This is a genomic window from Marinitoga sp. 1138, assembly GCF_013363265.1.
Taxonomy (GTDB): domain Bacteria; phylum Thermotogota; class Thermotogae; order Petrotogales; family Petrotogaceae; genus Marinitoga; species Marinitoga piezophila.
This window is the reverse complement of record NZ_LBFA01000018.1, coordinates 16,320-35,747: the sequence shown is the minus strand read 5'-3', so window position 1 is coordinate 35,747 and position 19,428 is coordinate 16,320. Positions and strand designations below refer to the sequence as shown.

General features: G+C 28.0%; 15 protein-coding genes. 2 read left to right on the top strand and 13 right to left on the bottom strand.

Features of this window, described 5'->3' with window-relative positions; all coding sequences use genetic code 11:
- Window positions 1-3: 3 nt before the first annotated feature.
- From infB to XO11_RS06500, 6 genes are all read right to left on the bottom strand, one after another.
- Window positions 4-2,217: a translation initiation factor IF-2 gene (gene infB, locus XO11_RS06525; protein WP_014296816.1), complete on the bottom strand. Its 2,214-nt coding sequence runs from the start codon at window positions 2,215-2,217 to the stop codon at window positions 4-6.
- Window positions 2,210-2,545, bottom strand: a complete 336-nt coding sequence (locus tag XO11_RS06520; protein WP_014296815.1) for a ribosomal L7Ae/L30e/S12e/Gadd45 family protein — start codon at window positions 2,543-2,545, stop codon at window positions 2,210-2,212. Before XO11_RS06520 ends, infB begins: the two co-directional genes overlap by 8 nt.
- A gap of 130 nt (window positions 2,546-2,675) precedes the next feature.
- Window positions 2,676-3,914, bottom strand: coding sequence for an isoamylase early set domain-containing protein (locus XO11_RS06515; protein ID WP_175418392.1), 1,239 nt, complete (start codon window positions 3,912-3,914; stop codon window positions 2,676-2,678).
- 12 nt (window positions 3,915-3,926) lie between these two features.
- A complete protein-coding gene (locus tag XO11_RS06510; RefSeq protein WP_014296813.1) occupies window positions 3,927-5,300 on the bottom strand; it encodes a hypothetical protein in 1,374 nt (457 codons plus the stop codon).
- Window positions 5,297-6,022, bottom strand: coding sequence for a hypothetical protein (locus XO11_RS06505; protein WP_014296812.1), 726 nt, complete (start codon window positions 6,020-6,022; stop codon window positions 5,297-5,299). Before XO11_RS06505 ends, XO11_RS06510 begins: the two co-directional genes overlap by 4 nt.
- 63 nt (window positions 6,023-6,085) lie before the next feature.
- Window positions 6,086-7,987 carry a hypothetical protein gene (locus tag XO11_RS06500; protein WP_175418391.1) on the bottom strand — a complete coding sequence of 634 codons (1,902 nt, stop codon included), beginning with the start codon at window positions 7,985-7,987 and terminating at the stop codon, window positions 6,086-6,088.
- A gap of 362 nt (window positions 7,988-8,349) precedes the next feature.
- On the opposite strand from XO11_RS06500, the gene XO11_RS06495 reads away from it, so the two are divergent.
- Window positions 8,350-10,212 (top strand): LVIVD repeat-containing protein, encoded by a 1,863-nt coding sequence (locus XO11_RS06495; protein ID WP_175418390.1) that lies wholly within the window; start codon window positions 8,350-8,352, stop codon window positions 10,210-10,212.
- A 30-nt stretch (window positions 10,213-10,242) separates the two neighbouring features.
- Here XO11_RS06495 and XO11_RS06490 read toward each other — a convergent pair whose 3' ends face one another.
- From XO11_RS06490 to XO11_RS06460, 7 genes are read right to left on the bottom strand one after another with little or no spacing between them, the layout of a single operon-like run.
- Complete coding sequence (locus XO11_RS06490) at window positions 10,243-11,175, bottom strand: hypothetical protein (protein ID WP_175418389.1); 933 nt, start codon at window positions 11,173-11,175, stop codon at window positions 10,243-10,245.
- A gap of 14 nt (window positions 11,176-11,189) precedes the next feature.
- Entirely contained in the window at window positions 11,190-11,954 is a 765-nt protein-coding gene (locus tag XO11_RS06485; protein WP_217671876.1) for a hypothetical protein, read from the bottom strand.
- A gap of 58 nt (window positions 11,955-12,012) precedes the next feature.
- Window positions 12,013-12,777 (bottom strand): nucleoside phosphorylase, encoded by a 765-nt coding sequence (locus XO11_RS06480; protein ID WP_014296807.1) that lies wholly within the window; start codon window positions 12,775-12,777, stop codon window positions 12,013-12,015.
- Between the two features lie 4 nt (window positions 12,778-12,781).
- Entirely contained in the window at window positions 12,782-13,996 is a 1,215-nt protein-coding gene (locus XO11_RS06475; protein WP_050899182.1) for an MFS transporter, read from the bottom strand.
- A 52-nt stretch (window positions 13,997-14,048) separates the two neighbouring features.
- The gene (locus XO11_RS06470) at window positions 14,049-16,016 is read right to left on the bottom strand and encodes a tetratricopeptide repeat protein (RefSeq protein WP_175418387.1); all 1,968 of its coding nucleotides are present in this window, start codon (window positions 16,014-16,016) and stop codon (window positions 14,049-14,051) included.
- A 22-nt stretch (window positions 16,017-16,038) separates the two neighbouring features.
- Complete coding sequence (locus tag XO11_RS06465; RefSeq protein WP_014296804.1) at window positions 16,039-17,361, bottom strand: sigma-54 dependent transcriptional regulator; 1,323 nt, start codon at window positions 17,359-17,361, stop codon at window positions 16,039-16,041.
- A complete protein-coding gene (locus XO11_RS06460; RefSeq protein WP_175418386.1) occupies window positions 17,354-17,860 on the bottom strand; it encodes a hypothetical protein in 507 nt (168 codons plus the stop codon). Before XO11_RS06460 ends, XO11_RS06465 begins: the two co-directional genes overlap by 8 nt.
- A gap of 196 nt (window positions 17,861-18,056) precedes the next feature.
- Here XO11_RS06460 and XO11_RS06455 point away from each other — a divergent pair, with 196 nt between their 5' ends.
- On the top strand, window positions 18,057-19,427 hold the full coding sequence (locus tag XO11_RS06455) for a hypothetical protein (protein WP_175418385.1): 1,371 nt from the start codon (window positions 18,057-18,059) through the stop codon (window positions 19,425-19,427).
- Window position 19,428: the final 1 nt, after the last annotated feature.

The window sequence follows — 19,428 nt, the reverse complement described above, 5'->3', positions numbered from 1 at the left end:
TTTTTATTCTTCTTCCTTTTTTCCAAATTCAAGTGTTCTTTCAACCTGAATAAATTTATAGAATTCCATTTCGTCTCCTTCGTTAATATCATCAAAATTAAGGATTTTTACACCACATTCCTTTGGAGCTTCTATTCTCTTTACTTCATCCTTATAATGTCTCAAAGATTCAAGCTTTCCATCATATACAAGCTTTCCGCCTCTATATAATCTTACTCCACCGTCTCTTTCAACATATCCTTCTTTTAATTGAATACCGGCGATGTTACCAACCTTTTTAATTCTAAATACCTGTTTAACTTCACCATAACCTGTAATCTCTTCTTTTTCTTCAGGTTCAAGCATACCCTGTAATGCCTTTTTAAGATCATCTATTAAATTAAAGATTATATCATATCTCTTTATCTGAATTCTTTCCTGTTCAGCAAACTTTACAGCGCTACTATCTGCTTTAACCCTGAATCCAAGAATAACAGCATCTGAAGCTGTTGCAAGCATAACATCACTCTTTGTTATAGCACCTATACCGCCATGAATCACCTGTAACTCAATTTCTGGATTTTGCAATTTAGCTATTGCATTCTTTAATGCTTCAAGAGATCCAAATGTATCTGCTTTTAAAATAATATTTAATATCTTCTGTTCTCCTTCTTCCTGCATCATTTTTAATGCATCTTCAAGACGTATATGTCTTTTCTGAACAGTTTTTTCTTCTAATTCCTTCTTCTTTTCAACATATTCTCTTGCTTCATGTAAAGTTTTCACACCATAAAGAATTGAATGCATATCAGGAACTTCTTCAAAACCCAAAATCTGCACAGGATCAGATGGCCCTGCAACCTTAACATTCTTTCCATTTGGGTCTATCATTCTTCTAACCTTACCAAATGTACTTCCAGCTACAAAATAATCTCCAACCTTTAATTTTCCATCTTTGATTATTGCAGTTGCAACAGGACCAAGAAATTTATCGAGTTTACTTTCAATAATAACTCCTCTTGCCAATCCCTCTGGATAACATTTAATTTCCTGCATTTCTGCAACCAGAAGAATCATTTCGAGCAATTCATCAATTCCCTGACCAGCCTTAGCTGAAATAGGAACTGTAATTGTATCTCCACCCCAGTCTTCTGGAATAAGATTTAATTTTGCAACCATTTGCTGTTTTGTTAATTCAATATTTGCATTTGGTTTATCTATCTTGTTTATTGCCACAATTATAGGAACATTGGCATTTTTGGCGTGATTATATGCTTCAATTGTTTGAGGCATAACACCGTCATCAGCAGCTATAATTAACACAACAATATCTGTAGCCTGAGCACCACGAGCTCTCATTTCTGTAAAAGCTTCGTGTCCTGGAGTGTCAATAAATGTAATTTTTCTTCCTTCATAATTTACCTGATAAGCACCTATAGACTGCGTAATTCCTCCAGCTTCTTTTTCAGCAACCCTTGTATTTCTAATATTATCAAGCAAAGTTGTCTTACCATGATCAACATGCCCCATAATAGTAACAACTGGAGCTCTTTCAACGAGTTTATCCTCTTTTTCTTCATATAACTTCTTCCAGAATTCCTTTAATTCTTCTTCTGGATCAACTTTACCTTCTTTATTTGCTGGAGTTGATTCTGATACTTCTGCTGTTTCTTCAACAATATCAAGCAATGTATTAAACATCATTGCAATCTCTTCTGCTTCAGATTCTGATAAAGCCTGCCCTGGTCTCAATATCTTTCCTTTCATAAAGAAAGCTTTTATAATATCATTTTGACCTTTCCCAAGTTTTTTTGCAAGAATATCTAACTTTAATTCTGATTTAGTTATCTTTACTTCTTTAATATCTTCTTCCTCGCTTTTCTCTTCATTTTTCTTTTCTTCTTTTACAAAATCAGGTTTATTATTTTTATTGAACTTCTTATTTTTATTCTTATTCTTTTTATCCTTTTTATGATCTTTTTTAAAATCCTTTTTCTCTTTAAAATGCTTTTTTTCTTTTGATTGCTGTGATTCCTGTTTCTTTTTCTCAGCTTTCTTCTTTTCTTCTGCTTCCTTTTTCTTCTCTTCAAAATATTCTTTTATGGCCTCAACCTCATTATTTTCAAGTGATGACATATGGCTTTTTAAATCATATCCCAATTCTCTTAATTCTTCTAGAAATTCTCTGGAATTCTTTCCAAATTCCTTGGCTAATTGATATACTCGTGTCTTAGACATTCGAATCACCTCCAACATTTGCTACATCGATTAATCCTTTTACTATATTCTCATCCAATACTCCAACAACACTGATTTCATCTCTTCCAAGAGACTTACCAAGTGTTTCCTTTGTAAAATCTTTTAAAAGAACATATGGAACTCTATGTGATTGACATCTTTTTATTGTATCTTCTTTTATAGACTCACCTGTATCAGATGCAATAACAATAAACTTATATCTTTTTCTTGGATTTCTTATATATTCTCTTATATTATCTTTTCCAAATATTATTTTTCGCATCCTTGCAGCAAATCCCAAAAGATTTACAATCTTTTGTTCATTCATTCTTTAATACCTCCGTTCTTCTTTCTACAATTATTATAACATATAAAATGTGAATAATAAAATCTTCACAGCAATATGCATATTAAATAACAGTCCCTTAACAAAAAAATAACCCCTGATGTTTCAGGGGTTAGAATTCAGCACTTGCATTAAACATAAAATAATAATCTTTAAAACCTTCATCAAATTTATGTCCTAATGTTATACTTACAGAATTTTCATCTTCAATCAATTTTATACCTGCATTATAACCTATATTTCCATCATTGTCATAATGTAAATTCCCAATACCATTTAAATTACTTAAAACCGGTATATTTAAATTAACTTCTACAAAATATGTTTTTTCTGATGTATTATATTCCGTATAAATATTTGATAAAGATAATATCTCAGAATATAAAACTACATTTTTCTTATCAAATTCATACATTCCTTCAAAATAAAGATCATCATTTTCATAATCTCCTTTTACATATTCTAAGGAATCTGAATATTTCCCTTCAATACCAATATTTAAGTATTTAACTCTTGCATAAATATTCATAGATGAATCATCTGTAGCTGGAATATATCCAAAATAACCATTTATGTCTTCTATACTTGTTTTTGATAATAACATATATTGAATATTGTTATTTTTTGAATAAATATCAAGAGTTATATCTAATACAGAAGTTTTTATTCCTCCATAAAAACCTATATTCGTTTTTTCTATATTTTCTTCATAAAAATTCCATAAATTATTAGAAGCTGCATTGTTATATATTCCAAAGAGATATTTTTCGTTTTCCCAATTTATCTTTAATGATTTTAATTTAAATTGCCAGTTTGTATTATCTGCATATAAATTTGCTTCAAATTTCATATTACCTTTATCTGGATTAATTGTTAAAATAAATTCATGATTTATTTCTGGAGTTTTTAACGAAAAAGTATCCTTATCTATTTTAGAATTTAAACTAAACTTATATCCTCCAGATAATATATTATTTGTCTCTTTTTCTGCTTTTTTGATTTTTAATGTTCCATTTTCTAATACTAAAGTAAAAACTCCATTTTTCCCACCAAATCCATCAGGCACATATCCCGGGGCTTCAGGGTCTTCCTTCCAATCACTTCCATTTATAACAAATTTATACTGATATTCACCAGGAGAAAGTTTTATTGCTATTCTCCATACTCCATTATTTACTTTTTTCATTAATAAAGCAGATGAATTCCAGTTATTAAAGCTACCTGCAAGATAAACTGCAGATGCTGTTATATCCTTATATTCAAAAACAACCATATTATTATCTATATAAATCTTTGAAAAAACAGAAATACCCATAATTAATACAATTAAAATAACATATATTCTTTTCACCCATTACACCTCCTAAAATCCTGTTTTTACAGTTAATGAGATTCTTTTTGAAAAATTTTTGCTTGCTCCAAAGTTTCCGTCGCCTAATGATAAAATAATCTCAGAATTTGAAAAACCTGTATACTTAGCTTCGGCATATAATGTTTTATATCTTTCTATTGCACCATATATATACATTCCCTTAATAAAAAAGTTTACGTCTCCAAATCCTCTCGAAACAGAACCATATAGAACTTCCGAAAAACCTCCACTATATACCACGCTATCTTCTATCTCAACATTTTTATTTCCAAAAATATACAATAAATTATAATAAGTATTCATAAAATTACCTTTCATGTTTGCCGAAATAGCAAAATCTGAATATTTCTTTATATTAGACCAATTATCTTCCATACCCTTTTTATAACCAGAAACTGTTAAATCAAACATATTATTAAAATGAAATGGTAAATTTAATGCTATTTCTGATTTGTTTAAATCAAAATTTTTAGCCAGGCCAACATAAAGATAATTAAAATCATTTATTTTTAAATAATTTTTTATATAATCAATACTAAATTTATCAAAAGAAAGTGTATTATCTTCAAAAGAATAATTTACTTCAGAAGAAACTCCTATATTTTTTACTTTTACCTCTCCATAAACGTTTTGTTTAAAACTATCTGGAAGATATTTTTTATCAAATTCAGGAGATAAATATTTTAAATAAACAGCAGTCTCAAAATCTTTGTAATTAAGCCTATTACCAAGAAAAATAAAATAATTATCCTCTAAATAAAAAACTCCTTTTTCATATGAATATCCAAATTCACCCAATAATTGAAAATTATCCTGAGTAAAATTAAAATCAAACATTCTCCAATCTGTATAAATATATTTTGTATAAAACTCCCTACCATATATATAGCTATAATAAAGTTGTCCAAAAGGTATTCCTCTAATTTGAGAAATAAACAAAGAAGAATTTTCACTTTCTCTTTTTACTAAATATGTTTCTAAAGAAAATAACGATATATCAAAATTAGCTTTTAAACCATTTACAGCACCAATTTTTTCATTATTGAAAGCATTAATCCAATCGGTAGTATTAACGCTTTTCTTCTTCCAGAATGTTGTAATTTTATTGGAATCAAATTTAAATTCAAATTCTCCATCGGTTACATAATAATTATTGTCATCACCTCTATTCAAATTAAATGAGCCAAAAAAGTTTGTTGAATCTGGTTTTAAATAAATATCAAATTTCATACCATTCCAATAAAATTGAGTTGGTGAAGCTTCAAAATCATATGTCCACGAACTTTCAACATTAGCATTAATTCCCACCTGAGAAAACGCAATTAATGGAATAATCAACAAAATATAGATCATGATTTTTTTCATTGAGAATCACCAACCTTTAATTCAACAATATCAACCTTACCTATCAGTGGATAAAACTTAACTGTAAAACCATTTACATTGCTTTTAAATGTATATCTTTGATTTTGAGATGAATCTGAATACACCTCACCATTGAAAATCATCTGCCATGGCATCCATGTTGTAGATGGTGGAATTTTGTATTCAATACTATCATTTGCATTATATGTTTTGTTTATTGTAATTTCAAAATAATCATCTTTTTTTGTCATTTTTTCAGGAGTCCAATTATTTGGAGTTCCTGCAAAATACCATTCCATATTGAGTTTTGTATCATCGCCAATACCTGTGGATTTCCCTTCACTTAATCTTTCAAGATCTAAATATATTGTTATTTTATCTTCAGTTGCAGCAGTTTCTAAAATAGGAATACTATTGGATGCAATATTGCCATCATTCTTTACATAATAAACCTTATAATATCCCATTTTAAATATTGAATCATTATTTTGGATTTCTCCAAAATTTATTTTTTCTTTATCTATTGTTACCTTATATAATTTTAAATTCGCATCATAAACAAATTTACTATTTTCTATAAGCGTTTTATCATCCGTCTGCATCCAGTTATTTCCATCATAACCAACGTATAAACCTTCAGGTACAGATAATCCCAAAATATTCATTAAGCATCCAGAAAATAAAAAAATAGAAAAAAGTATTAAAATTAAAACTTTCCTCAAAAAAATCACCTCCACTTCCTTTAAAAAAACCCACCCCAAAATTGAGGTGGGGATGTATTGAATTTATTGAACGGTATATTCTTGCATATTAACAATTGTTAAAGGTACATTCCAATTCCAACCATCTGGATATGGATTATCTGGTGTGGTATCGCCAGCTGATGCATCATCACTACTACCTACAATTGTTCCTACAAATTTAATCTTATCTCCTTTTGACAAACCTAGATCGGATAATTTAATTTTTACTTCCATTACAGGATCTTTATTCGATTTTACAGTTATATATTCTCCATGATATGTTTTGGTTGTTGAATTTTCGACAGTCCATAATCCAGGATCTCCATGTTCCCAAGCAGCAACAAAGAAATGTATAGGTGTTCCATCTTGAGTCTGAATCTTTCTTGTCCAATCTCCAAAATTCATATCTGTTGCTCCACCGGTAGCTCCTTCTTTTGAAACATATACAATAAATCCATTACTTGAAGCCTTATATTTAGCACCTATATATAAATATTCGTCATCATTTGCAAATCCCAACCAATTAATATCATTTGATTCTCCCCATTTACTATCATCATCAGCATCATCAAGAACTGTTTTTGTTGCATAATCTGTCCAATCGGATAAATCACCATCTATTATTATCTGACCTGGTGCTGCAATATCTGATGTTTCTCTTGGAACAACTTTTAATTGGTCATGATTATACATAACCACACCTGTTATTGTATATTTTATTCCTTCTACAAATTCTTTTCCTACATAATTTTTTACAACTATAGTTGCATTTTCAGATTCAAAAGTTGCATTGCCATAATTATCATCAGCTTCTTTACATATCCCTTTAAATTTTACTAATTTCCCATAATAATTCCAATTATCCTTTATTTCTATTCCTGTAATATCTTCTGGATCTAAAATTATATTTGATTTTAACACTGTAACAGTAGCTGAATTACTTAAAGAATATTCGTAAGTATCTTCATATTTCTTTGCACTGCCCTCTACATATATAAGATCTCCAACTTTCAAATCTTCTATATTATATGGTTTATATACTTCAATTCCTCGACTGGAATCTTGAATAAAAACATATGTACTGTACTTATAATTAACTACCCCCACACTAGTTGCTTCTATTGTACCTTCAGAATCGATTTTATCTATCACGCTAGAAATTGTTGGAATATTTTCAAGTGGTTCAACTGTTAATTTTGAAAAATGTGGATCAAATGTAACTTTTGCTCCCATTACATAATTTCCTTCAGTGAAATATTTATATTCGTTTCCTGTACCAACTCCATAATAATGTCCTTGTGTAAAGAAAAAAGGTTTTTCTTCATCTGTTTTATCCCAATGATCATAACCTAAAGAAATTTTGAATCCCATAGGATTTTCTGGTCCAAATATTGTTCTGGAAGATATTTTTGTTGTATCAACTATATAAGTACCATTAGTCATTTCAACAAAATCCCAACCTGTTGGATTTCCAACAAAATATATAGTTGATGCATCTTTTGTATTATCTCCCATAACTCCTGCTATTGTTTTGTGATCTGTTGTTGTATCTGCTGAAGGATCAAAATAAAATACAACCTTATCCATATTCTTTGCTATATCAGGATCCATTGGAACACTTGGATCATTTTTTTCAAATCCACCGTAAGCTATAGAATTATCTCCTGTAATTTGAACAACTTTCCACCACCATACTTTTTCAGCATTTTTAGGTGCTGGTACATTTTCTGCTAAATCCAAACCAGAAATTTCTAATTTATATGTTCCATCATCCTGTTTTACAAACTTCCAATCAGGAATTAAACTAAAATTCCATTCGCTATTAGAAAAATAAAGATAATAACCATCTTCCAATTTTATAGGCTCTTTAGGCTTTGGAAAACATCCTACAAATACCATAGATAAAACTACCAATAAACTTAAAATAAATACTGCCTTTTTCATCTGTCCCCCTCCTATAACAAAAATTTGTAATAATTATGTTGCGTTATTATTATACAACTTCAAAAAATATATATAAAGTCTATTTTTGGTTATTAAACCATTTTATTTCATATTATTGGTAAATAATGGTAATTATTACAAATTTTCTTAAATGCAATTTAATATTGATATTATTTTTATCATTTTATATAAGCAATAAATATTACTGGTAAAAATACATCTATTTGTTTTTTTTAATAATAATTATTTAATTATTTGTAAACAACTATAATCAATTATAATTTATTTGTATTGACGTTTACTTATTTTTAAAATAATATTATAATTGGAATGTATAAATATCATTTATAGGAGGGAAAAGTATGTTTAAAAAACCTTTTGTTGTTTTATTAGTTATTTCTATGATGTTTTTTATGTATGCATGTGTCCAAACAGAAGAAAAACCCTCTGATAATACCGAAAACGAAGAACCCACTTATGAAATTTTAGCGCTGGCTGGATATGATGGACTTAATTTATTTGATGTAAGCGATACCTCTAAACTTACTTTATTATCACATCTCGAGTTAACTCATGAATTATTTGATCTATATAAAAAAGACAATTATATTTTCGCTGTTGGTAACAATCTATTATCAGTTTTCGATATCTCTGATCCTAAAAAACCTCTATTATTGAAAGATTATATATTCGGTGGTTACAGTGGTGATTTATTTGTAAAAAACAATCTTTTATTTATTGCAGCTGGAGACGGAGGTATAAAAATTTTTGATATCTCTGATCCCAAAAATATTAAATCTTTAACGGAATTCAATACTTCTGATCTTGCATATTCTATTTTTATTAAAGACAATTATGCTTTTGTTGCTGAAGGATCTTCAGGAATTGAAATTTTTGATATTTCTGACATAAATAATGTCGAGAAAATTACTAACTTTGATACAGACGGATATAGTCAATATGTAACTGTAAAAGACAATTATGCATTTATTGCTGATAGTCAAAATGGCATAGTTGTTATTGATATTTCTGATCCTGAAAATATTGAACAAATAACAACTTTAAAACACGAGGGAACCTATGTAGTTTATTTATACATCAGTGGAAACTATCTATTTTCTTCCGATGCTGGTGTTAAAATTTATGATATTTCAGATATTGATAATATAAAACAAATAGGTTTATATGGTGGAATGGGTACATATAAAGACTTTTATCTGGAAAATAGCATTTTATACCTTGCCGGTGATGATGGTCTAAAAATAGTCGATATTTCAGATATTAATAACCTAAAAGAGATTTCACATTATATGTTGGGAACTGCTGTATATAATTTAGGTGTTAAAGATAATTATTTATTTACTTTAGACCTATATGATGGTATTAAGATTTTTAATGTTGAAGATCCTAAAAATCCTGAATTTATAAAAACATTAAATATAACAGGATATCCAAAGAATATACTTTTTTATGATGATTTTGCATATATTGCTGGTGGTTATAATGGATTAGAAACCTTGGATATTTCAAATACAGAAGAAAGTACCATTGTTTCTCAAACATCTCTATCAAAATCCACATTTGATTTGAGTATGGATGGAACTAAATTATATGTTACAAATTTATCAACGGAAACATATATATTTGATACAACAATACCTGGAAGTCCAACGATAATAAATAAGATTACTACAACAGAAAATATTAGAAATGTATTTGCTAAAGATGATTATTTATATTTGGGTGATTATAATAAGCATTTATATATTTTTAATATTAAAGATATTAATAATCCAGAATTACTAAAAATTATCGATTTAGATGATTCAATAAGAGACATATATGTAAATAATAATTACCTTTATGCTGCTTTAGCAAATAAAAGTATCGATATTTATAGTATTTCTGATATTTCAAATATTGAAAAAATAACCACTTTATCTTTTGACAATTATATATATTCACTTAATATTTCCGGAAATTATTTATATGTCGCTGCTTTATGGGATGGAATGAAAATATTTGATATTTCTGATATAAATAATATTCAGGAAAAAGGACATATAAACTCAAAAGATGTTACGCTATATATAAACATTTCTGGAAATTATGCATATATTGCTGATTACAAAAACGGCATAATTATAGCAGATATTTCTGATCCTTCGAATCCTGAAATAGTTAAAGATATGCCATGGGGTATATTTAACGGCATCGCAAAATAAGAAATAGGCTGGAGAAATCCAGCCTATTTCTTATTTTGAAGTCTTTTCTATATAATGCTCATAATTTAGGTCTATATAATCAAAGGATTTTTGTATTTTTTTTGCCCATTTGAGGTTTAACGGATGCTCTATTCTTGAAGAAATAACTGTTTCAAGTCCTATATCTCTAATAACGTTTAAGTATTCTGCTGTTTTTAATAATCCCCCAAATTTTGTAATTTCAAAAACAAACCCTGTTGCATAATCCTTTAATTTAAATATATCCTGAAGCGTCTTAAATGATTCATCCCAGAATATATCGTAATTTCCTAATAAATCAACAACAGCACTTTCGTTTCCAACTGGCAACGGTTGTTCTAAAGCTACTATATTATCATTTTTAAATATTTTAAGTATCTGTTTAATTTCATAATGATTGTATAATCCTTTAAAGTCTAACCAGATTGGATATTTATCAACAAACTTCTTATATTTTTCAATTTCTTCAAAATCCATCTTTTCCAAAAACTCTATTTTTAAAATTTCTGGAAATTTTATTTCTCCAAAAACAGCATAACTCATATTTTTATGAAAGTATATTTTAAATATCTCTGTATTATTTTTATTTTTTGAGAACAGCACACTTGATAAATCTAATGATTTTGAATTTAATATATAATCAGCAATTGAAAGTTCCACTGCTGTTTTCGAGGACATATCAAATTTAACTATCTGATTCATTACCTTTTCAAAATCCGCATAATTATTTAAATCCTCCCATTCCTCGGTTAATTTTCTCATTTTTTCAATTATTGCCATTGTTGTTTTATATGTTTCACCAAAATCAGGATTAGGTGTTCCTGCTCCAATTCCTTCTACACCTTCAGATTCTATTTTAAATACTGCATGTTCTATCCATTCTTTGTTTAAGTATTTTAATATACTCCTTTCCTGCCAGTAATACACACTTCTTTTTCTATTCATTATTTCACCCCGTTTTAAAAATTTTTTGTGTATGCAACACTTATTGAAGGTTTTAATTTTTCAGATATATTAAATGAAAAATTAATTTTATTATACGTTTTTATGGCTTTTAATAGCGCTTTGTAATATTTCCCAAAATTATTATAATTAAAGATTATTTTACTGCTTTTTTCTATGTATTCAATGTATATAAATTCTGTTTTGTTTTTTTCACCATTGTCAATTATAATATTTTCATTCCCATATCCAAAATAGCTATATAATTTTGCATTTTTAATCTTTAAATCACCACTAAAATATAGAACCCATGTATCATCAAATAACCCTTTTTTAGATATATTGAAATTTATTTGAGGTATTTTTACTGAAAATAAACTTTCTTCTATTTGAGGTATATAATATTTTGTTGGAATTTTTAGGAAGATTATATAAATACTTTCATTTAAAAACTGGATGTCTATATCGTTGTATTCATTTATAGATATTCTGGTATCAAATGAAATTTTCTGAAATGGATTAATATAGTTGTTCAGTTTTGTATATTTATCAGATATATTTTTTATTTTTAAATTGAGATATTTTAACTGTTTTAAATTAGCATTTATATTAAACTCTGGTAATTTTATATATTCAATTTTAAATCCCTGTATATTTATTGGGTAAATATATTCTTCAAAAAAAGAATATGATAAATCTTTAATTTCTATTTCTTTGACATACGAGAAAATATTAATTTGTAGTATTAGTATTATAAATATTAAAATCTTATTTCTCTTCATACTGTAATTATAACACATATAAAAATACTCCCTTTCTGAAACCAGAAAGGGAGTTTTTTTATTTTATATTTTTATCTTTTTCTATTAATAACTCTACTGCTTTTATTGCTATTTGAATTGATTTTTCAAGACCATTTTCGTATTCTTCTCCTGCCTGTTTTTTATACTCTCCATCTTCACCCAGTTCTTCTCTAATTGTTATAATAGCACCTGTTCTTAAATTATAGATATTTCCAAGAACATATAATGCTGAAACTTCCATTTCTATAGCAAGAGTATTTGCTCTTACAAATAAATCCATATCTTCTGCTGCTTTTTTGGTATTAAAAAATCTTCCATAATACGAGTCTGTTGATAATACAACACCAAGATGATGTGGATTACCAATAATTCCAGCCGCCTCTTTAAGCGCTGAAATTACATCAAAATGCCCCACTGCTGGAAATGATTTTGGCAAATAATAATCCATAGTTCCATCGCCACGAATTGCTGCAGTTGGAATTATAGAGTCGCCTAATTTTAAATTTTTTTGTAAAGCACCTGTTGTGCCTATTCTAATAAATGTATGTACTCCCAGAGTTTTTAATTCTTCAACTCCTATTGAAATACATGGAGCACCCATTCCTGTAGACATTACAGATACCTTTTCGCCGTTTAAATATCCTGTCATTGTAAAATATTCTCTGTTATCTGCCACAACTTCTGCATTTTCAAGATATTTCGCAATTCTTTTTACCCTTCCTCTATCTCCAGGAAGTAATACATATTTCCCTACCTTTTCCGGGTCATAAATTCTAATGTGATATCTAAGATCTTCTCCCATTTAATCAAGCCTCCTCAATGGTGTTTTCATTAACCTTTAATAATAATATAGCTCCAATTATAAATAATATAGCCACACTTAATACGCCAAACCTTGAACTTTTGGTAATTTGCGAAAAAAATCCTACAAGGAATGGTCCTATAATTGCTGCAAATTTCCCAAAAATATTATAAAATCCAAAGAATTCTGCAGATTTTTCCTTTGGAATTAATTTGCCATATAATGACCTACTAAGAGCCTGTATTCCTCCCTGAGATGTTGCAACAAGCATTGCAAGTACCCAGAAGTCAAAAGCTGAATCAAGAAAATATCCATAAACTGTGATAAATGTATATACTGCTATTCCAGTAAATAACATTGTTTTTACATTCCATTTTTGAGCTAATTTACCATATATCAATGCAAAAGGAAAGGCTACAACCTGTGTTGCAAATAATGCCATTAATAATTGTGTAGTATCAATTCCAACATCCTTACCATATACCGTCGCCATCTTTATAATTGTTCCAACACCGTCTATATAGAAGAAATATGCTAATAAGAATAAGAATATATTTCTATAGTTTTTAATTTCTTTAAATGTTTTTCCAAGTCTTTCAAAACTGTCTTTTATCGGTGTTGAGGATTTTTCGATATAATATTCCTGATGCACATTTTTTAATAATGGAATTGTGAAAATAGCCCACCATAATGCAGTAATAACAAAAGCCAATCTCGTTGCTGTCAATGTACTTGTAAGACCTATTAATCCAGGTTTCATTATTATTGCCATACTTATTATAAACGGTATTGTACTTCCTATATATCCCCATGCAAAACCACTGGAAGATACCCAATCCATTCTATCATCAGTTGTTACATCAATAAGCATTGAATCATAGAAGATATTAGCTCCTGCAAAACCTATAGCTGAAAATATATATATTATCAAACACTGTAACCAATCACCTTCACCAACAGTAGAAAGTAAAAATGTTGCTATTACACCTATGCTCCAGAAAAATACAAGAAAACGTTTCTTGAAATTTTTATAATCTGCAACGGTTCCAAGAATTGGAGCTAATAAAGCAATAATAATAGTTGCTATTGTATTTCCATACCCCCAATATGCAGTAGACAAATAGCCATCAAGATTTTTTGCCGCAACTTCTTTAAAAAATATCGGTAAAACTGCCGTTGTTACTATTAATGAATATGCAGAATTAGCCCAGTCATACATTACCCAGCTCTTCTCTTTTTTTGTCACACTATACTCCCCCTATCTTCCTTAATTAAAATAATTCCTCCATCTCTTTCTTTATTTTTTCATATTTTACCTGATTACCTTCTTCATATAATTCCAATAATTCATTATATATATTCTTTAATTTATCCATGTTTTTAAATCTATCCATTTCAAATAATTTCTTTCTTATAACCAATGCATCTTCAAAGAAATTAACAGCCTTTTCCTTTTCTCCAAGTTTTTTATAGAGCATACCAAGATTATATAATATCATACCTTTATCTTCTCTTGAGGTTTTAAATTCTTCTGTTAGCTGATATGCTTCTTCAAAATATTTTTTGGCATTTTCCAGATTTCCCGTTTCAAGCTCAAAGGCTCCAAGATTATTTAAAATTGCAAATAATGAAGGAATATATTTTTCTCTTGCTTTTTCTGTTAAAGCTCTTCTAATTTCCAGAGCTTTTTCAAAATGCTCTCTGGCTATATCAAATTTTCCAGAATCAACATACATATTTCCCAGACTATTATGCATTACAGATGCATTAAACTGCATATCTACAGATTTATTTTTTTCACAATAGTCAAGTGCTCTTAAATAATTCTTTTCAGCCTCGCTATATCTATGTATTTCCGCATATAAATTACCAATAATATAATATAATGCATAATGATTTTCTTCTCCAACCTTATCCATTAATTTTATTACAAGATTTGCGAGAGTGGTTATATTCCCTTCTGTTGGAGATATATACTTTTTAATTTCTAATATGGAATTTAATAAATCGTTAGTATCTCCAAAAGATAAAGATATTAGATTACTCAATAGCAAAATAATTCCTTTTTCTGCATTTTCCAGTTTAATTTTTAATATATTTATTTCTTTCTTTAATATCTTATTCTGTTCTTCTAAAAACTCTATTTTTTCATCATATTTTTGAGCCTTTTCGTTTATTTTCATCTGAAGCTGCTCAAAATCTTTTTGCACATTCATTTGTTTGGGTGAAAATTCTGGCATTTCAAGTTTTTCATCCGTTTTTATTTCAACTTCACTTTCTTCACTTTCCTTTATTTCCTCTTTTTCATTTAATTCTTCTTCAATATGCTCAAGTTCTGTTATTTCATCAAGCGCATTATCTATTTCTTCTTTTTCACTCTCTTCAACTATCACATCGGCATTTTCTTCTGAACCTATTGTGTTTACATCTTCTTCATCAAGATCAAGTTCTGGCACAGATTCTTCTGATTCTACATTTTCAGTTATTTCCGCTTTTTCTTCTGTTTCCTCTTCAAGATTTAATTCTGGAATTTCTTCTTCAATTGTTTCATTTTCTTCGGTATTTTCCATTATACTTTCTTCATTTTCTGTTTCTACAATTTCTTCAGATTTATTTTCTTCAACTACTGTATCTTCATCTAAATCCAATTCTGGAATTTCTTCTTTCTCTTCGACATCTTCAACCTTCTTTTCTTCTGTAGCCTCTTCCATCATTACCTCTTCTGTTAAACTTTCTTCATTTTTTTCTTCTATATTTTCTTCAAGGTCTAATTCTGGAATATTTTCTTCAGGTTCAACTGATGGAATTTCTTCTTTTTCTTCTTCGAGATTTAATTCTGGCATCTCTTCAGGATTTTCTCCATCTGTTTTTTCTTCAGAAATAGTTTCCTGTACTTCTTCAACTACTTCTTCAGAATTCGGATTCTCTTCTATTAATTCTTCTGTTTCGTTTTCCAATTCATCGAGTTCAAGGTTAGGAATAACCTCTTCTAATTTAACTTCTTCCTCTTCAGGTTTTTGAGTGTCAAGATCATCTAAATTTAAATCATCTAAATTAATTTCTTCCTCTGTAATCTGTTTTTCCAATAATTCTTCTGATGAACTTTGCTCTGTTCCAATATCCATCAGTTTGTTAATTTCATCTGTGTTATCAAGTAATTCTGTCATTTCCTCCATGTTTCCCTGTTGGATTTCCTGATTTTCCTGAACTTCCTTTTTTTCTTCATTATTTTCTAACATAATGTATCCCCCCAATACTGTTTTATTGGATATCCCATTTTTTTAATTTTGAAAATAATGTCATCTTGGTAATTCCAAGAATCTTTGCTGCTCTGGATTTATTATTATTCACCCAGTTTAATGTTTTTAATGTATATCTTTTTTCAACTTCTTCAATGGTTAAACCAAGAGGCAATTCTATCTTTTCATCCACAAAACTCTCCAGCAATTTCTCTGGTAATAAACTTTTATTAAGAATATCCTCTGTAGCTATAGCAATCATTGAATATATTACGTTTTTTAACTCTCTAATATTCCCCGGCCAATAATATTTTTGAAAAATTTCTATTACATCTGGATTTACACCTTTAATATTAGTTCCAAATTCTTCATTTGCCATATCCACAAAATAATTAACCAATAGAGGTATATCCTCAATCCTTTCTCTTAAAGGTTTTGCTTCAATATTAAATACCGATAATCTAAAATATAAGTCTTCTCTAAATTGTCCTTCATTTACCAATGTTTTTAAATCTCGATTTGTGGCAGCAATTATTCTCACATCAACCTTTTTAGGTGTTGTACTGCCTATTCTTTCAACCTCTTTTGTCTCTAAAACCCTTAACAACTTTACCTGCATATTTTTAGGTAATTCGCCTATTTCATCCAAAAAAAGTGTTCCACCATCTGCAATTTCGAATTTCCCGGGTTTTCCTTTTTCCGCTCCAGTAAAGGCACCCTTTTCATATCCAAAAAGCTCACTTTCAAACAATTCCTGAGGAATAGCTCCACAATTAACTGCCACAAAATTTTTTCTATTACTTGCTTCATGAATAGCTCTTGCTATTACCTCTTTACCTGTTCCGCTTTCACCGGTAATTAATACAGGTATATTCTTTTCGGCAATCATCCCAATCTTTTCTTTTAATCTTTCTATAAATTTGGATTTTCCAATTAAAAGCCCGGATTTTTGTAATTGTTCTTTTAATTTTTTTATTTCTTTTTTTAAATTTACAGTTTCAAATGCTCTATTTAATTCACTTAATAATAATTTTAAATCAACAGGTTTTTCAAGAAAATTATATACTCCCAATTTTGTGGCCTTTACTGCATCAGATATATCTCCATGTGCTGTTATAATAATTATTTCTTCAACATATTTTTTTAATTCTTCAATTATTTCCATACCATTTGTATCAGGTAATCTTAAATCGAGAATAACTACATCCGGAAGTTTTTCTTTTGCAATATTTAAACCTTCACTTCCGGTATATGCACAAAAAATATTGTATTTAAAATTTTTCAAAAAATCGCACATTGTTTCATTTAATACTTTATCGTCTTCTATTATCAAAACTTCAGGCATTATTTACCTCTTTTTTCTTTTTTAAATTAGCAAAAATTCCTAAAATCAATCCGAGAACAAAACTCCATACTGCTGCTAAAGTAATCTGCCATTCTCCCGGCAATGAAAAGGTTATTGTATGTGCTGGTACCCAGAACCATAATAATGTCAGCATTGCACCTTTTAAGCCTTCTGTTGGAATCTTTAACTTTGGCAAATTATCAAGAAATCTATGAATTATAACCAACCATGGACCAAACATTGCATTGGTAAAAAATGATTTAAAAAATGATTCGTATATTTTTCCAGATGGAAGATAATGATGATTAACCAATTCGTGCACAAAACCGTTAAATCCTATAAATGCATACTTTATTATTACTCCTAATATAGCCCAGGATATAGCCGAATGAATAATTTTAGTTATGGATATCTTACTCTTTGTAATAAGCTTTGCAACCACTTCACCTGCTGTACCAAGAATAGCAAATTTAACCATTGCTGCAACTAATGGATTCATATGTATAATTCCTCCTTTTTAAAAATTTATTAAATTCAACTATAATAATTATAACATAAACTCCCTATTTAATAAATACTACAGTATTCAAGATTTTAAAAAAATGAAAATCAGGAATTTCATTATAACTTTGTTTTTTGCTTTTTTTCATGTATAATATTATTAAGAAAAGGTAAAAATTATTTAGGAGGTTCCCATGAAAAAATATCTTTTAACAATGATGTTCCTGTTAACTTTTACTTTTTTATTTTCACAAATCCAATGGAATACATCACCTTCCAATTATGAAATAGTACCATATAACAAAACAATAACTTTAAATTTTAATCTTATAGAAAGAGATGTCCTTTTTTATATTGTGTATCTGGGTGAAAACAAAAATAACTTAAAAGATATATATAAAGGAAAAGAAAATTATGTTCATATTCAACTTACGCCAAATAAAAATTATTTCTGGAAGGTTATTGCATATACTAAAGACAAAATTTATTCCACAGAAACATTAAAATTCTTTTTAGAACTAAAATCACCGGTTATAACCAATTGTTCTCCTGCTAATTTATACAATGTTTTTCCAGAAAATATTGAATTTAAATGGGATGTAGATTTTAATGCGAATTACATACAAAACTTCATATTATATGAAAAAAACAAAAAAATACTTGAAAAAAGGGTGGAAAATAATTCATTAAAAATTACATATTTAAAACCTGGTTTACAATACAAATGGAAAATAATAATAACCGATGAGTTTGGAAAAAAATATTATTATGGACCATATATTTTCTATACAAAACCTTACGAATTCTATATTTCAAATGAATATTCAATATTTAAAGTTAAAACCTATGGAGAATTTTTAGAAAAAAAAGAAATTTTTAATTCAAAAGATCGTATAAAAAATTATATCCCTTTTCATCAATTTATTATAATAAATATAAAAAGCAAAATTGAAATTATACATAATTTTGGAAATAAAACCTCTGAAATTTTATTAAATAATGAAATAAGCGATTTTTATATTGAAGAATATAATAATCAGGTGCTATTATATATTACAACTGATAATCAATTATGTGTTTATGATATAACCAATCCCTATTATCCCTATATTTTGAAAAAATTAAAAGGCGACTATATCTCTGTGTCAACAAACTCAAAATATATATTTTTACTCTCAAAAAACACTATTACTGTTATGAATCATAATTTTAAAAAACTAAATATATCCAGAAACTTTAATAATGTAAAAATCATTTACAATGATAATGCTGGTTTGATTATATTAACAAATGATTCAATAAAAAAGATTTCATATAAAAACAATAAATTCAAAACAGAAAAAGAATTTTCCCTTAAACTTATAAACAATTATTTTATTTCAAAAAATATAATATCTTTCTCAACCAAAAATAAGGAATTATATATTTTTGACCACAATTTAAATTTGATAAATTATCTATATTTAAATGACGGAATAAAAAGTTATTCCATATATGGAAATGGCGTATATTATTTTAACAACAAAAATGAATTAAAGATTGCTTATTTGAAAGGAAGTGAGTAAC

Coding starts and splice junctions, on each gene's coding strand:
- XO11_RS06460 (WP_175418386.1), bottom strand. CDS start 17,860: ATGAATCCATTAGTTGCAGCAATGGTTAAATTTGCTATTCTTGGTACA.
- XO11_RS06480 (WP_014296807.1), bottom strand. CDS start 12,777: ATGGGAGAAGATCTTAGATATCACATTAGAATTTATGACCCGGAAAAG.
- XO11_RS06520 (WP_014296815.1), bottom strand. CDS start 2,545: ATGAATGAACAAAAGATTGTAAATCTTTTGGGATTTGCTGCAAGGATG.
- XO11_RS06455 (WP_175418385.1), top strand. CDS start 18,057: ATGAAAAAATATCTTTTAACAATGATGTTCCTGTTAACTTTTACTTTT.
- XO11_RS06490 (WP_175418389.1), bottom strand. CDS start 11,175: ATGAATAGAAAAAGAAGTGTGTATTACTGGCAGGAAAGGAGTATATTA.
- XO11_RS06500 (WP_175418391.1), bottom strand. CDS start 7,987: ATGAAAAAGGCAGTATTTATTTTAAGTTTATTGGTAGTTTTATCTATG.
- XO11_RS06510 (WP_014296813.1), bottom strand. CDS start 5,300: ATGAAAAAAATCATGATCTATATTTTGTTGATTATTCCATTAATTGCG.
- XO11_RS06465 (WP_014296804.1), bottom strand. CDS start 17,361: ATGCCTGAAGTTTTGATAATAGAAGACGATAAAGTATTAAATGAAACA.
- infB (WP_014296816.1), bottom strand. CDS start 2,217: ATGTCTAAGACACGAGTATATCAATTAGCCAAGGAATTTGGAAAGAAT.
- XO11_RS06475 (WP_050899182.1), bottom strand. CDS start 13,996: ATGTATGACTGGGCTAATTCTGCATATTCATTAATAGTAACAACGGCA.
- XO11_RS06470 (WP_175418387.1), bottom strand. CDS start 16,016: ATGTTAGAAAATAATGAAGAAAAAAAGGAAGTTCAGGAAAATCAGGAA.
- XO11_RS06485 (WP_217671876.1), bottom strand. CDS start 11,954: ATGAAGAGAAATAAGATTTTAATATTTATAATACTAATACTACAAATT.
- XO11_RS06495 (WP_175418390.1), top strand. CDS start 8,350: ATGTTTAAAAAACCTTTTGTTGTTTTATTAGTTATTTCTATGATGTTT.